This is a genomic window from Achromobacter spanius (assembly GCF_029637605.1).
Lineage (GTDB): Bacteria > Pseudomonadota > Gammaproteobacteria > Burkholderiales > Burkholderiaceae_B > Achromobacter > Achromobacter spanius_E.
In genome coordinates this window covers 2,359,793-2,374,559 of record NZ_CP121261.1, presented here as the reverse complement: position 1 = coordinate 2,374,559, position 14,767 = coordinate 2,359,793, and the positions used below count along the sequence as shown (strand labels likewise).

Annotated in this window: 11 protein-coding genes; 3 read left to right on the top strand and 8 right to left on the bottom strand. The window is 63.4% G+C overall.

What is annotated here, in order from left to right; genetic code table 11:
- Nucleotides 1–9 precede the first annotated feature (9 nt).
- Nucleotides 10–2,358 carry an acyl-CoA dehydrogenase gene (locus tag P8T11_RS10390; RefSeq protein WP_268082015.1) on the bottom strand — a complete coding sequence of 783 codons (2,349 nt, stop codon included), beginning with the start codon at nt 2,356–2,358 and terminating at the stop codon, nt 10–12.
- A 72-nt stretch (nt 2,359–2,430) separates the two neighbouring features.
- Nucleotides 2,431–3,102, bottom strand: coding sequence for a TetR/AcrR family transcriptional regulator (locus P8T11_RS10385; RefSeq protein WP_050448705.1), 672 nt, complete (start codon nt 3,100–3,102; stop codon nt 2,431–2,433).
- A 388-nt stretch (nt 3,103–3,490) separates the two neighbouring features.
- Here P8T11_RS10385 and P8T11_RS10380 point away from each other — a divergent pair, with 388 nt between their 5' ends.
- The 3 genes from P8T11_RS10380 (at nt 3,491) to P8T11_RS10370 (ending at nt 7,429) form a co-directional block, all read left to right on the top strand.
- On the top strand, nt 3,491–5,095 hold the full coding sequence (locus P8T11_RS10380; protein ID WP_268082016.1) for a glucosamine inositolphosphorylceramide transferase family protein: 1,605 nt from the start codon (nt 3,491–3,493) through the stop codon (nt 5,093–5,095).
- Nucleotides 5,096–5,657: 562 nt separating this feature from the next.
- Entirely contained in the window at nt 5,658–6,410 is a 753-nt protein-coding gene (locus tag P8T11_RS10375; protein WP_268082017.1) for a response regulator transcription factor, read from the top strand.
- A gap of 353 nt (nt 6,411–6,763) precedes the next feature.
- Nucleotides 6,764–7,429 carry a response regulator transcription factor gene (locus P8T11_RS10370; RefSeq protein ID WP_268082018.1) on the top strand — a complete coding sequence of 222 codons (666 nt, stop codon included), beginning with the start codon at nt 6,764–6,766 and terminating at the stop codon, nt 7,427–7,429.
- A 1,279-nt stretch (nt 7,430–8,708) separates the two neighbouring features.
- On the opposite strand, the gene P8T11_RS10365 is transcribed toward P8T11_RS10370, so the two are convergent.
- Genes P8T11_RS10365 through P8T11_RS10340 form a run of 6 tightly spaced genes read right to left on the bottom strand, consistent with a single transcriptional unit; the run spans nt 8,709 to nt 14,756 of the window.
- Nucleotides 8,709–9,956, bottom strand: coding sequence for a glycosyltransferase WbuB (locus P8T11_RS10365; protein ID WP_268082019.1), 1,248 nt, complete (start codon nt 9,954–9,956; stop codon nt 8,709–8,711).
- Nucleotides 9,953–10,513 carry a putative colanic acid biosynthesis acetyltransferase gene (locus P8T11_RS10360; RefSeq protein WP_268082020.1) on the bottom strand — a complete coding sequence of 187 codons (561 nt, stop codon included), beginning with the start codon at nt 10,511–10,513 and terminating at the stop codon, nt 9,953–9,955. The genes P8T11_RS10365 and P8T11_RS10360 overlap by 4 nt, the downstream gene beginning before the upstream one ends.
- Nucleotides 10,510–11,403: a glycosyltransferase family 2 protein gene (locus tag P8T11_RS10355; protein ID WP_268082021.1), complete on the bottom strand. Its 894-nt coding sequence runs from the start codon at nt 11,401–11,403 to the stop codon at nt 10,510–10,512. The genes P8T11_RS10360 and P8T11_RS10355 overlap by 4 nt, the downstream gene beginning before the upstream one ends.
- A gap of 13 nt (nt 11,404–11,416) precedes the next feature.
- On the bottom strand, nt 11,417–12,544 hold the full coding sequence (locus P8T11_RS10350; protein ID WP_268082022.1) for a glycosyltransferase: 1,128 nt from the start codon (nt 12,542–12,544) through the stop codon (nt 11,417–11,419).
- Complete coding sequence (locus tag P8T11_RS10345; protein WP_268082023.1) at nt 12,537–13,841, bottom strand: O-antigen ligase family protein; 1,305 nt, start codon at nt 13,839–13,841, stop codon at nt 12,537–12,539. The genes P8T11_RS10350 and P8T11_RS10345 overlap by 8 nt, the downstream gene beginning before the upstream one ends.
- Before the next feature lie 12 nt (nt 13,842–13,853).
- Entirely contained in the window at nt 13,854–14,756 is a 903-nt protein-coding gene (locus P8T11_RS10340; RefSeq protein ID WP_100856595.1) for a glycosyltransferase family 2 protein, read from the bottom strand.
- Between the last annotated feature and the right edge of the window lie 11 nt (nt 14,757–14,767).

Below are 14,767 nucleotides of genomic sequence, written 5' to 3'. Positions count from 1 at the left end.
GGCCCTCCGTCAAGCGACCTTGCGTTCAACGTCAGGCCGGCTGGCCTGCGACGCGCCAAGATCAAAGGGGAAATCATCCACTTTCACCACGGTATCGCGCAAGACATTGCGGCGTTTCACCACGGCATATTCTTCCGCCGTGATGCCGCCTGCCGCGTAGGCGGCATCGGCGATGTCGCGCACGTTGGCTTGCGGGTTGTCTTCCAACGTGCCGCGCTTTTCCAGTTCGCGAATCTTCGCGTCGATGGGCTCGGCTTCCAGCGTGGCGGCCAGCGCTTGTTCGATGGCGCCTACGGGCTCGTCGGCGGTGGCGGGCAGGTGGCAGCCCGAGGTCAGGCGGTCGCGCGTGGCGCCGGGGTTGATCAACAGCCGCGCCACGTCCTGGCCCAGAAGGTCCGAGGGCTGCGCCTGCGTGCGGCCCCAGGGGAAAATCAGCCGCGCCATGCTCCAGGCCACAAAGCGGTTGGGGAAGTTGTCCAGCACGCCGTTGAACGCTTCCTGCAACTTGAACAGCGCGTCCTGGATCGACCAATGCGCAAGCGGCGCATCGGCGGCCTGGCGGCCTTCGTCCTCGAAGCGCTTGAGCGTGGCGCTGATCAGGTACATCTGCGAGAGCACGTCGCCCAGGCGCGCCGACAGGCGTTCGCGGCGCTTCAGGCTGCCACCCAGCACCAGCATCGACGTATCGGCCAGCAGCGCGAAGGCGGCCGAATAGCGGCTGAGCAACTGGTAGTAGCGTTTCATGTCGGGCGCCACGTCGGCGTTTACCTTGACCCAGCGCGCGCCGGTCAAGGCGGTGCCCAGGGTGCGCAGCTTGTTCTTGGCCACAAAACCCACGTGGCCCCAGAAGGCGGCATCGAAGTCGGTCAGCCCCTGCTTGGCGTCCGGCGATTGCGCGGCCTGCATTTCAGCCAGCACGTAGGGATGGCAGCGGATGGCGCCCTGCCCGAAGATGATCAGGCTGCGCGTCAGGATGTTGGCGCCTTCGACGGTGATGCCAATGGGAATCTGCTGGTACGCCCGGCCCAGGAAGTTGTTGGGACCCAGGCAGATGCCCTTGCCGCCAATCACGTCCATGCCGTCGTTGACGACCTGGCGCGCGCGTTCGGTCACGTGGTATTTGACGATGGCCGACACAACCGAGGGCTTTTCACCCAGGTCCACCGCGCCCGCCGTCATGCTGCGCGCGGCGTCCATCATGTAGGTGTGGCCGCCGATGCGGGCCAACGCCTCTTCCACGCCTTCGAACTTGCCGACGGGCATGCGGAACTGGCTGCGCACGCGCGCATACCCGCCCACGGCGCGTGCCGTCAGCTTGGACATGCCGGTGTTGGAAGAGGGCAGCGAAATCGAACGCCCCGCGGCCAGGCATTCCATCAGCATGCGCCAGCCCTGGCCGGCCATGGCGGGGCCGCCGATGATGAAGTCCAGCGGCATGAAGACGTCCGTGCCGCGCGTGGGGCCGTTCATGAACATGGCGTTCAGCGGGAAGTGGCGGCGGCCGGTGTCCACGCCAGGATGGTCGTGCGGCACCAGCGCGCAAGTGATGCCCAGGTCTTTCTTGCCGCCCAACAGGCCGTCAGGGTCATACAGGCGGAACGCCAGGCCCAGCAGCGTGCAGACCGGGGCCAGCGTGATGTAGCGCTTGTCCCAGGTGACGCGCATGCCGAGCACTTCGCGGCCCTGCCATTCGCCCTTGCAGACAATGCCGCTATCGGGAATGGCGGCGGCGTCGGAACCCGCCCATGGGCTGGTCAGCGCAAAGGCAGGCACGTCTTCGCCGCGCGCCAGGCGCGGCAGGTAGTGGTTCTTTTGTTCATCGGTGCCGTAGTGCAGCAGCAGTTCGGCGGGGCCCAATGAATTGGGCACCATGACCGACACCGCCAGCGCGGACGAACGCGTCGACAGCTTGGTCACAATCTCGGAATGCGCATAGGCGGAGAACGCCAGGCCGCCATATTCCTTGGGGATGATCATGCCCAGGAAGCCCTGGGTCTTCAGATAGGTCCAGAGCTCGGCCGGCAGGTCGTGGTGTTCGTGCGTGACGCTCCAGTCATTGACCATGCGGCAGGCGGTTTCGGCCTGGTTATCCAGAAAGTGCTGCTCTTCGTCGGTCAGGCGCGGGCGCGGGTAGGCCAGCAGGCGGCTCCAGTCAGGGCGGCCGCGGAACAGCTCGCCTTCCCACCACACCGTGCCGGCCTCCAGCGCGTCGCGCTCGGTGTCGGACATCTGCGGCAGCACCTTGCGGTACAGGTTGAAGATGGGCGCGGACAGCAGCGCCCGGCGCAGCGGCCGCACGGACAGCACGATGGCGGCAAGCGCCACGATAACGATGAGCGTGAGGATCACTGCGTTCATTTCTTTTGTCTCCGTAAGTTCTGTCTTGCGCTGGGTCTGGTCTGGTGCCGGGTCTTGCGCCTGCCGTGGCCGCTAGGAGCCGGCCACGGGTGGCAAGGGCGCGCGCAGGCCGCCCAGCAGAAAGCTCATCAGCCGGGGCAGCAGCATGTCGGGGTTGTCGGGTTGTTCGGATTCATCAATCTGCCAGCCCGTGACGGAGCGCAGCAGATCGGTGCCGATGATGGCGTACGACGTGGCGCCCAGCATGAACTGGAAGCGCCACACGATTTCTGCCTTGGGTACGTCGGGCAGGGCGGCGAACAGCGCATTGCGGTAGCGCTCCAGCACGTCGGCGTATTCCTCGGCGAACAGCGCGCGGATGAAGTCGGACGGGTGGGTCATGGTGCGTTCCAGCAGCGGCAGGAAGGTGCTGCCGGCCTGGGCCGGATCAGCGGCCAGGCGCAGCAGCGTGCCGAAGAAGGCATCGACGATTTGCGAGGGCTTCAAGGGCTTGCCTTCGGACTGCGCCTCAAGCTCGTCCAGCAGCCGCATGCGCTCGCGGTTCAGCACTTCCAGGCGCCGCTTGAGCACCGCCTGGACGAGTGACTCTTTCGATCCGAAGTGATAGTTCACCGAGGCCAGGTTGACGCCGGCCGCACCCGTGATCTGGCGCATCGACGTGCCGTCGTGGCCCTGCTGCGCAAAGAGCGCTTCGGCCGTGTCCAGGATGGAATCGCGGGTGTTGGGAGTTCTGATTTCTTGCATAAAGTTGAATTCAAACGTTTGTTTAAAAGCAATTATGCGTTAGCCAGGAAGGAGAAGCGAGCCTCGGCTATCCCCAATAGGGTTTACCCCTAAAGTGCGGAGAGGCCAGGGTCAACGCACTAGTTGGCGGTGCCACTGCACCGGATCAGCTAGCCCGGAAGGATGAAGCGGGGCGCCGTCGGACGAGCCGCCGCTACGCCAGCGGCACGAGCCTGAGCCGTTCGTCCTCGGGCGCCCGACCTAGGATGTATGTGGTCTGGAAGGCACGGGAAAAACCCCGCAGTATCAGCGCGAGGACTTAATTGCGTTGCATCGGCGCGGCCGGCGGCGACCCCGCGCGCCCGGCAGGCGTGGGTGCCCAAGACGCCCTGACACAGGAGCGGGACAAATGAAAACCTACCGAGTGGGACTGTTGGTTGACGGGTATGAGCAGCCCGGCTGGATGCATGAGATGGTGGACTGGCTCATCCATAGCCAGGATTTCGATATCTCCGCCTTGTTGGTGATGGACGGCCCGGGTGCCGAGAAAGCGCCGCGTCTGGGCGTCAAGGCTTTGTTCGGCACGCTGTCGCGCTTCGAGGCCCGCATGCTGCCCGCCAAGCAGCGTCAGATGCTGTCTTGCGGCGACATGCGTCAGCGCATGCCGTCTGCCTCGGTGCCGGTGCTGCCGCTTGAAGTCGGTGATGGTGGAGAGGGGGCGCAGGACGCGGTGGCGGCGCTGGGCTTGGATCTGGTCATCACCCTGGGTGCTTCGCGCGCCACGCGCAAGCAGATGATGGGGTGGGCGCGGCTGGGCGTGTGGCAGTTGAGCTATTCCGACATTGCCGTGTCGACCAGCCGGTACGCGGGTTTTTGGGAAGTGTTCCAGCGCCAGGACCACACCACCGTGAAACTCTGGCGGGTGGGGCCCGAGCCCGAGCAGGACGAACTGCTGGACCAGCGCAGTTTCAATACCGAAGTGTTCTGGTTGAAAAACCAGGCGCGCGCCTTCAGCCTTGGCAACTTCATGGTCTACGACGCCCTGCAGGCGCTGGCCCGGGCCAGGCAAAGCGAGCCGGCGCCCGACATGCAGATCATGAGCGGCCCGCGACGCGCGGATCCGGTCGAGTGGGACAGCGCTGCCTATATCGCGCGTCAGGCCTGGTTAATCAGTGATTTGATTGTGCGGCGCATCATGAAGCGCAATATTCGATGGCGGATCGGTATGTTTCCGTCGTCAAGGCAGCAGGCGGTAGTATCGGAAGCCATGGTGCTGCAACCTCCCAAAGGTAGGTTCTTCGCAGATCCGTTTGTATATACCCACGATAAAAAACCGTATATATTTTTTGAAGATTACGATTTTACTTCCCGCAAGGGTACGATTTCGGTCGCAACCTACTCGGACGGGGCTTTCCGGCTGTTGGGCACCGCCTTGAACCTGCCGTATCATTTATCTTTTCCGTACATTTTTGAACACGATGGCGTCACGTACATGGTGCCGGAGACGTGCGGAAATCGCAGTATTGAATTGTGGAAATGCACTGAATTCCCGCTGAAATGGGAGCTTGATGTCACGTTAATGACCAATATATCGGCCGTCGATACCATTATTTTCAAGCACGGAGAATATTGGTGGTTATTAACCAATATTGATCGTACCGACGGCCAAAGCCACTGTGACGAGCTTTTCGCGTTTTTCTCGGATTCGCCGCGCTCGACCGAGTGGACGCCCCATGCCTGCAACCCCATCGTGCGCAACCCCATGCGGGCCAGAAACGCCGGAATCGTTGTCTCGCCTAGCGGAGAGGTGATCCGCTGCGCCCAGTACCAAGGCTTCTGCCACTACGGCAAGGGGGTGTCGCTGAACCGCATCGAAGAGCTGACGCCGTCAACCTACGTCGAAACCGACGGCGAAATCCACTACGCCAACTTTTTAAGCAAGCGTCATGCTTCAATGCACCATTGGCACCATCAGGGCGGTCATACCGTATTTGACTTCGCCTATATGGAGTAAATGATGTTTCCGGCACTAAAATAAAAATGTTACCTATATTGCGTGTGATCGATCCGCGCCGAGGCGCGATGTGTCCGCGGAAACATATTGAGAGCTTTTTCCCTCAGAATTGGCGTTTCTTGCCGTGGGAGGCCTTTGCCTCGCCGCGGCTTTTTTTCGCCTGCCCGCAGGGCTGCATCGTGACAAAACAAGCCTCGTAGACGGGTGTTTCCCAGGGGGGAAGGCGTAGCTTGCATAGGGAAGTGGGTGAAAACCCTAGCGGTAAAAAGGCGGAGGGAGCTGCCTCATCCGTATTTACGAGGGTGATTAAGGCTAACGAATGATTTCTGTTTTTATCGGATTATATCGCCCTGAAACGTCTTGATTTTGAAGGTTTCGAACCATAAGATGGGTTCATGCCATCCGTTATGTTGGCTACCAAAGTTGCCCAGCCCAAGTGTCTCGGTCCAGCTTCATTAGATATTCCGGGATATTGCGGACCACCCCCGTAGGGTTGGAAAAAAAATAGTCTTCAGCACAGCGAAGATCCCTTCTAGGCCCGTCGAAAAACCGGGAGGACACCATGGCCAAGATGGTCCTGATTGAAGCCCATCCGCTACTGCGGTTGGGGTTGTGGCAGATACTTAGCAAGTTGGATGATGTTTGGGAAATCGAGGGTATGGGCTTGGCGGATTTGTCCAAGGCCGACGGTGCGCACGCGGGCGCCGATCTCTTGATCTACGGGTTGCCGGTGGAAACCGATGAAGCATGGAGTGCGCTGCACGAAATTCAGCGCGTCCTCACGCCCAAGCGGATTCTGCTGTTGACGGATGTGATGCCCTTGCCCATGCCGGTGCAGGGCTTGCCCGGGGCCAGCGTGTACGGCTGCTTGATGAAGACGGCTTCGGTCGAAATCCTTGAGGCCGCGATTCGCCTGGTCATGGCGGGCGGGCAGTGCTTTCCCAGCGAGCAGGCGTTGCAGGCCCCGGCCTCCAGTGTTTGCGCGCTACCGACCCGGGATGGCGACGATGCATCCGCCAAGGCCACGATGCCGGTCAGCGCCGGGGCGCAACTGCTTCAGATCACGCCGCGTCAATATGAGGTGCTGGTGCTGTTGGCCAGGGGCTATCCGATCAAGACCGTCAGCCGGATGCTCAACATCTCGGTCGCCACGGCAAAGACGCACGCTTGCACGCTCTACCAGCGTTTGCATGTCAAGAACAAGGGCGAAGCCGTGTACGCGGCGTTGCAACGCGGTGCGACCTTGGAATGGCATGAACCGAACAATGGCAGGGAGTCGGACACCGGGCAGATCTATGGGCGCAAGCTTGGGTAATGACAGGCGCGCCGCCTGCCCGGCGGCCAGGAACGAGTCTGTTCCGTTGCTGCCGGGTGCGCCCCACCATCCCGCCTAAGTCATACACCGCAGTATCCGCGCCCGCCCGGGTGCGGTTTTCCTCCTCCAATCATCCTCCTGAACGAGATTCAGCGAACGGTGCCGCTGATAGCATGGGTTGTGTCCGCAAGCATGGATCGAGAGCGCGAATCACAACGCCTCGCGACGCCGATCCAATAGCGCGGGCAAGATTCCCTTGGGGCTGGCGCCGCACATAACCTGCTGTTCGCAGCGTGATGCGCCGACGTCATGGGAACCGTGCATGGGCCCTGTGTCACAAGGTTCTCTCCGGGATGACAACCGTACTAATAGAAGACTACGCGCTGCTCCGCGTCGCCATCCAGCATGTCCTGGAACGCGTGCGCAACGCCGACGACATCCTGGCCATTTCGCCAGCGCATCTGCTCAATATGTCCAGTTCAATCAACCGTCCAGTGGAACTACTGGTGATTGGTTGCAGCGGCGTTGCCGATCAGGACATCGGGCTTATCTCGCAGTCCATGGCGTTCTTCATGCCGCGGCTGGTGTTGGTGCTGTATTCAGCGCTGGATCCGGCGGTGATGGGCACCTGCGCGCGCGCAGGCGTGGCGGGCTATCTGCCCAAGGCCTCCAGCCCCGACGCGCTGGCCGCGGCCGTCAGCCTGGTGGTGGCGGGTGGCGAATGCTATCCGCAGCCCGCGGGCCGCCAGCAAGGCCTGTCGCAAGCGCCCCTGCATGAACTGCGCGAATTGACGCAACGGCAAGAGGAAATCCTGCAACTGTTGGTGCAAGGCAAAACCATGCGCGAAATCGGCCAACACGTCGGCATATCGGTTGCCACGGTAAAGAGCCACGCGCGCACGCTCTACTGGAAACTCAACGCCCGCAACCAAGCTGAAGCCGCCTACATCGCCGTACAAATGGGCCTGGTAAGAAGCGGCGCCGTCCTCCCCCCCGCCAAGAAAGAGCAGCCCAGCTAACACGCACACGAACGGCCCCAATTCTTCCGCGGTCTTGCCACATAGCAACCGTTGCAAGATGGGTTGCGCGCGATCGGTGTTGTGTTCTTGCCGAGGTCATGCCGCGCTACACCCATCCTACGACGCCACGGCGCAGCGCCCGTAGGATGGGTGTAGCGCGCACCCGCCGTCCCAAGAACGCCGACGCCAATCGCGCGGAACCCATCAAGCAGCGCCCCAATTCATCCGCGGCCTTGCCACATAGCAACCGTTGCAAGATGGGTTGCGCGCGATCGGTGTTGTGTTCTTGCCGAGATCATGCCGCGCTTCACCCATCCTACGATGCCACGGCGCAGCGCCCGTAGGATGGGTGTAGCGCGCACCCGCCGTCCCAAGAACGCCGACGCCAATCGCGCGGAACCCATCAAGCAGCGCCCCAATTCATCCGCGGCCTTGCCACATAGCAACCGTTGCAAGATGGGTTGCGCGCGATCGGTGTTGTGTTCTTGCCGAGATCATGCCGCGCTTCACCCATCCTACGACGCCACGGCGCAGCGCCCGTAGGATGGGTGTAGCGCGCACCCGCCGTCCCAAAAACGCCGCCGCCAATCGCGCGAAACCCATCAAGCAACGCCCCAATTCTTCCGCGGCTTTGCCACATAGCAACCGTTGCAAGATGGGTTGCGCGCGATCGGTGTTGTGTTCTTGCCGAGATCATGCCGCGCTTCACCCATCCTACGACGCCACGGCGCAGCGCCCGTAGGATGGGTGCAGCGCGCACCCGCCGTCCCAAGAACGCCGACGCCAATCGCGCGGAACCCATCAAGCAGCGCCCCAATTCTTCCGCGGCTTTGCCACATAGCAACCGTTGCAAGATGGGTTGCGCGCGATCGGTGTTGTGTTCTTGCCGAGGTCATGCCGCGCTTCACCCATCCTACGACGCCACGGCGCAGCGCCCGTAGGATGGGTGTAGCGCGCACCCGCCGTCCCAAGAACGCCGACGCCAATCGCGCGGAACCCATCAAGCAGCGCCCCAATTCATCCGCGGCCTTGCCACATAGCAACCGTTGCAAGATGGGTTGCGCGCGATCGGTGTTGTGTTCTTGCCGAGGTCATGCCGCGCTTCACCCATCCTACGACGCCACGGCGCAGCGCCCGTAGGATGGGTGTAGCGCGCACCCGCCGTCCCAAGAACGCCGACGCCAATCGCGCGGAACCCATCATGCAGCGCCGAAACAAAAAAAGGACGGCAGAAAAACGCCCGTCCCTTTCTCCATCCAGATACATCGCACGCCAGAATCTACCTCCCCACCGCCGCCGCCTCCTTCCCCCCCACCACCTTCCCAAACTCCCGTTCCGCCGCCGCCAGTACCGCGTCCACATCCAGATTATTCAGCGCATACAACCTTGCCGCCGCGCCCAGCGTCTCGCGGATCGCTGCGTTGTAGCTCAGCTTGCGTACCGCTTCGGCCATCGCCTCGGCATCCTCGGGCGGCGTCACCAGCCCGCAGCGCGCCACCACGCTCGCCAGCTCGGTCCCCCGCGCCGCGCCGCACACCACGGGCCTTCCGCTGGCCAGCATTCCCGTCAGCTTCGACGGCATCACCAGGTCGGCCGCGCCGGCGCGTTGCGGCAGCAAATGAATATCCGCGGTGTTCAACAACGCGCCCAGCCGATCGGCCGGCTGCAAATCCAGAAACACCACGCGCGCCAATCCCTCGCACGCCGCTTCCAATGGTGCGCGTTCCGGGCCTTGCCCGCAAAACACGAACCACAGCCGGCTCTCGCGGCTCAATCGGTGCGCCACGTCCGCCAGCGTCTGCAAGCCTTGCTTGCCACCCATGTTTCCGGAATAAAGCGCCACGATGGCGTTATCGGGAATGCCCAGCTCGGCGCGATAGTCACCACCCTCCGCGCGCGGCGTGATGGCGTTGACGTCGATCCAGTTGGGCAGCAGCACCGCGCGGTCGGGCTCCACGCCCTTGGCCAGCGCCAGGTCCAGCATGCGCTGGGATATGGTCGACACCCGATCAAAGCGGCGCATCAACCAGCGCTCGGCCCGCTTCACCACCGCGCGCAGGCCGGCGCCCTTGAGCAGGCCCAGTTCAAACGCGGCATCCACTTCGTAGTCCTGTATATGCAGCCACGCGCGCGCGCCGCACAGGCGCGCCGTGATCCAGGCGGCCGGCGCACAGAACAACGCGGGCTCCACCACCAGGATCAAGTCCGGCCGCCCCGCCGCCGCGCGCAGCAGCGAGGGCAGGCTGCACAGCGCGAAGCTGGCCAGGTGGATCAGGCGCTTCAGCCCCCCGGGACGCGCGGGCACCCACAGCGGTGCGCGGCGCACGGTAACACCGCGCCGCACTTCCTTCTGGTAGCGTCCCGCACGGTAGCCGTCGTGTACCCGCCACTGCGGGTAATAGGGCGGGGCGGTCACCACGCTGACCTCGTGGCCGTGCGCGGCCAGCCATTCGGCCAGCTCCGCGCTGTACTTGCCGATGCCGGTCAGTTCGGGCGCGTAGTTGATCCCGTAGATCAGGATCTTCATGGTGCCGTCGCCATGCGCGGGCGCACCGGGCGGCAGGGGTTGCCGTGGCAGACCATCGCGGGCGGCATGTTGCGAAAGACCGAACTGCGCGCGCCCACCACGGCTTCGCGACCAATGGTGACGCCGGGGCCGACGAAGACATCGGTCGCCACCCAGGCGCCATCCTCCACGCGGACCGCGCGTTCGCGCAGGGGAAAGTCCGGCTGGCCGGCGTCGTGATCCGCCGCGCACAAATAACTGCGCTGCGACACGACGGCATGCGCGCCGATCTGGATGGGGCCCAGGCTGTAAAGGACGGCGTCGTCGCCGATCCAGGCATAGTCCCCAATCTGCACCTTCCACGGATAGGTCACCGTGGCGCTCGGCCGGATCAGCACCTTCTTGCCCACTTGCGCGCCAAAGCAGCGCAGCAGCCAGCGCCGAAAGCCATACGCCACTTGGGGCGACCACCGAAACAAGGTGCTCTGCACCGTCCACCACAGTTGCACGGTCAACGCGGAGCGGCCACGTTGGCCTGGCGCCAGCGCAAAACGATCCAGTTGCTGCAATGTGCTCATTTGGCGGCTCCGGTCACGGCGTCGGCGTCGGCCTCGGCCTCGCCGGCGCGCGCCAGCCGCGTCTTTTGCAGTTCTTCGGTCTTGATGCGGATCTGCCAGTAATACATGGCGCGCGCCACCGCGTAGTCATAGCCCGCCTTACCGTCCAGGAAGCCCAGCCGGAACACGTAGGAATGCAGGAACGAGATCGGCGCCTTGAAGGGCATGGCCTGAAATATGCGCTTGAGCAGGGCCCGGGCACCCACGTTGGCTTCGCGCGGATCGTTCATCAGGCCCTTGGTGCGCAGGTTGGCTTCCCAATCCGAATAGCGGTTGTGCTTGTCGAAATAATGGAAGAGCGAATCGTGGTCGTTGTGCACCATGCGCTGTCGCAAGGCAAAGGTCTCGCCCTTGACCTGCGGCTGGTAATGGCCTTCCACTTCCCACATATGCGCCACGTCCAGGTCGTCGTAATCCAGGAAGCGCGATTGATTGCGCGCCAGCAGCGCCAGCTTGTAGACACGGTGGCCGTGTTCCAGCTTCTTGCCGCAGAACACGTAGTCGAACGGCACGAAGGCGCCGCCCGCGCCCGCCGCAAAGCGAGGCAGCACCTCGCGGATTTCCTCGGCCAGGGCCGGGGTCATTTCCTCGTCGGCGTCCACGTACAGCACGACGGGATGCGAGAAGGGCAATTGCTCCAGGCACCATTGCTTTTTCTTCGGGTACTTGCCGTTCCATTGGAAGTTGGAGACGCGGGCGCCCAGCGCTGTCGCCATCGCGCAGGTGGCGTCGGTGCTGTTGGAATCCACCACGAAGACTTCGTCAAAATCCACCAGCGCCTTCAGGCACTTGGTGATGTTGCGCTCTTCGTTCTTCGTCATGACCACCACGGAAACCGGTATTTTCTGCATGATTCCTTCCTGTTCAAGGCGTGCCGCGTTGCATCAGCGGCTGGAATAGCGCGATGACGTTGCGGCAGTGCCGCTCTAGGGAAAAGGCGTCGGCGCGCTCGGGGCCTTGCGCGGCCAGTTGCTCGCGCATCTTCGCGTCGTAGGCCAGCCGGCGCACGGCGTCGGCCAGCGCCGCCGCGTCGCCCACCGGCACCAACAGGCCATAGCGGCCGGCGTCAAGAATTTCGGCGGGGCCGTGGGGACAGTCGGTGGAGATCACCGGCACGCCCAGGCACAAGGCTTCGACCAGCACGTTGCCGAAGCTTTCGCGGATGGAGGTCAAGGCGAAGGCGCCCGCGCTGGCGATGACGGGAAAGGGGTTGTCGATATGCCCGGCCAGCGTGACGGGGCTGCGCGAGGCGCGCTCCTCGATACGCTTTTGCAGGGCGGCATGCTCGGAGCCTTCGCCCAGGATGGTGAAGGCGATGCCGGGGTCGTCCAGCAAGGCGGCGGCGTCGATCAAGGTGGCGTAGTCCTTCACGGCTTCCAGCCTGCCCACCGCCACCACCTGATAGGGCGCCGCGCCGTCGCCTTCGATGCGCTGCGCGCCTTGCCGGCGCACATTGTCCAGGGGCACGCCGTTGTAGATCGTATGGACCTTGCCGCGCAGCGGCGGAAACATGCTGACCAGGTCTTCCTTCACGCCGCGCGACACGCCCACTACCGCGTCATGCCGGCGATAGGTCTGGCTGACCAGCCAGCACTTCAGGCGCCGCATTTTCGACGCCCCGTAATGGATGGCGGGGCTGCTGTGTTCAAAGGCCACGGTGCGGAACTTGCCGCGCAGCATCTTCCTGGCCAGCACCACCAGCATGTTGCACAGCAGTCCGTGCGAACACACGATGGCCGGCTTGTCGCGGCGGATCTGGGCCATCAACTGCATGAAGGCAAAGGGCAGCATCAGCCGCAGCTTGGTGGACGATTCAATGATGGGCAGGGCGCGCGTCACCTTCGGGTTGGAGACAGGATATTCCCGGTTGCGCGAACGCAGCAGGAACAGGGCGGAATCAACGCCCTGTTCCGGCAAGGCATCCACGATGAAGGCAACGCATCTTCCGACGCCGCCGTGCAAGTCTGGCGCGACAAACAAGACATCAGGCATGGGGTATCACTCGAGGTGGCGACCGGTGCGCGGCATCCGGACGGTGGCTGGGGGGGCGCCGGGCCACGGGCGCATCCGCCCTGGGCACGGGCATGATCTGGGCATTTCGCATCAACGACAGGCAGTAGCACAGCAGGAATCCGGTGAAGGCGGTCTTGGGCGCATAGGCCAGCCCGCCGGACAACGAATCAATGAAGATATAGATGGGCGCGGTGGCCAGCAGGTAGCGCCGGTGCATTTCCAGCCCGGGATGCGCGTACCGCCTGAGCAAGGTCAGCAGCAGGATCAGCAAGGGCGGCAGCATGATCATGGTGGTGCCCACCACGCCGAACTTCATCAGGTAGAAGGCCCAGGAGTTGTGCGCGAAGGTGCTGAGCTCGAACCCGTTTTCACCCATGACCCAACTGCGAAAGCCCGCGCCTTTGCCAAACACCGGGCTTTCGGCGAAGAAGTCCATCTGCCCTTCCATTTCCTGGATACGCGCGCCGTAGCTGGAATCCTCATCCAGCTTTTCGACGCTGAAGATGCGGTTGGCCAGCACGTCCAGGTAGCCGATGCTGGCAAACACCAGCACGCCCGCCACGGCCGCCGGCACGAAGATCAGCACCGCGCGCCGGCGAATTTCCGGGCCCGTGCCCAGCAGCACCGCGATGAAGACGGACACCGCCAATTGCAGGTACTGGCTGCGGTTCAGCGAAAACACCAGTGCCAGCAACATGAACAGCGTCAGCGCATAGGCCTTGGGGCCGGACACGTTCAAGGTGCGCCGGAAGGTCAATAGCGACACCACGCCGAAGGGAATGGCCCAGACGCCCAAGCGCACGTTGCGCAAGGGGTCCGATACGCTGAAGCCCATGGCCTGCTCCAGCAACATCTGCACGGCCACGAACAGGCAGGCCGCCACGATGTACTTCTGCAGCACGGCGTAGGCGGCGGGGCTGTCGATGTCCTTGTAGCAAAGGAACGGCGTGCACAGGAAATAGAACACGATGCGCAGGTCGCGCGCCACGTCGCCCGTTTCAATGCCGGGATGGTCCATCGACACCAGCAGCAGATAGATGACCGACAAGGTTTGCAAGCCCAGCAGCGCGCCCAGCACGCCGCGCGGCAGTGCATAGGCGCTGGGCTCCGCCAGCCGCAGCGCCTTGACCGCCAGAATCATCACGAACAGCACATCGAAGGGCGACAGCTTGAAGCTGCCGACGCCCAGGATGAAGCGGTCATCGTTCAGGGCCAGCGCGGTGAAGGCGAACAGCCCCAGCAGATGCAAGGTGGAGAAGCGGCGGTGCGGGCTCATGTCGGCATCGTCCTAGTGCGCGGCCCAGTCGTCACGTCCGAAGATCTTCGTGGTCAGCTTTTCGAACAGGTAGGTCAGGTCGCCCTGGCGGGCGTGAGCGGCCACCTTGGACGCGCGGCACGACAGCTCGAACAGGCGGCCCAGCCCGGGCTCCGTGCGCCGTATACGTGTGACGATCTGCTCGCGTTCTTCCAGCAGCACGTCCTGCATCAGCGCCGTCTTGGTTTCGTCGTGGGCGGTGTAGACGCCCAGCGCGTCGGGCACGATCAGGTTCTTGCCTTCGCGCAGCAGGCGGCTCCAGAGTTCCAGGTCCATGCAGTAGCGCATGCTTTCCTGCAGCAGCCCGTATTTGCGCAGCAGGTCGCGGCGGAAGATGGCCGACTGGTTCGGAATGGACGCCTTCACCACCGTCAGCGTGCCCCGGTTGACCGGGGTGTAGTGGATCTTGCGGAAGATGTGGTTGTTGGCATCGGCCACGAACAGGTTGCCGCTGACGATCGGCGCGCGCCCGCGCGAGGCCGCCGCGCCCAGCTTGCGCAGCGCGCCGGGAAAATACAGGTCGTCTGAATTCTGCCAGCCGACGTAGTCGCCCGTGGCGCGCTCGAAGCCTTTGTTGATGGCGTGCGACTGCCCGCGGTCCGGCGTGCTTTCCCAGTAACTCAGGTAGCGCTCGTACTTGCGGATGATGTCCACGCTGCCGTCGGTCGAGCCGCCGTCGATGATGATGTATTCCAGACGCGGATACCCCTGGTTCAGCACCGACAGAATGGTGCGCTCCAGGAACTTGGCCTGGTTGAACGACGGGGTCACGATGGTCACTTTGGGCAACAGGCCGCCGGCGATCGGCGCGGGCGGACGCAGCTCGCGGACGAAGTCGATGAGCTGACGTGAATACTCGTTATGACGCTTGCGCATGTAAGACCTCA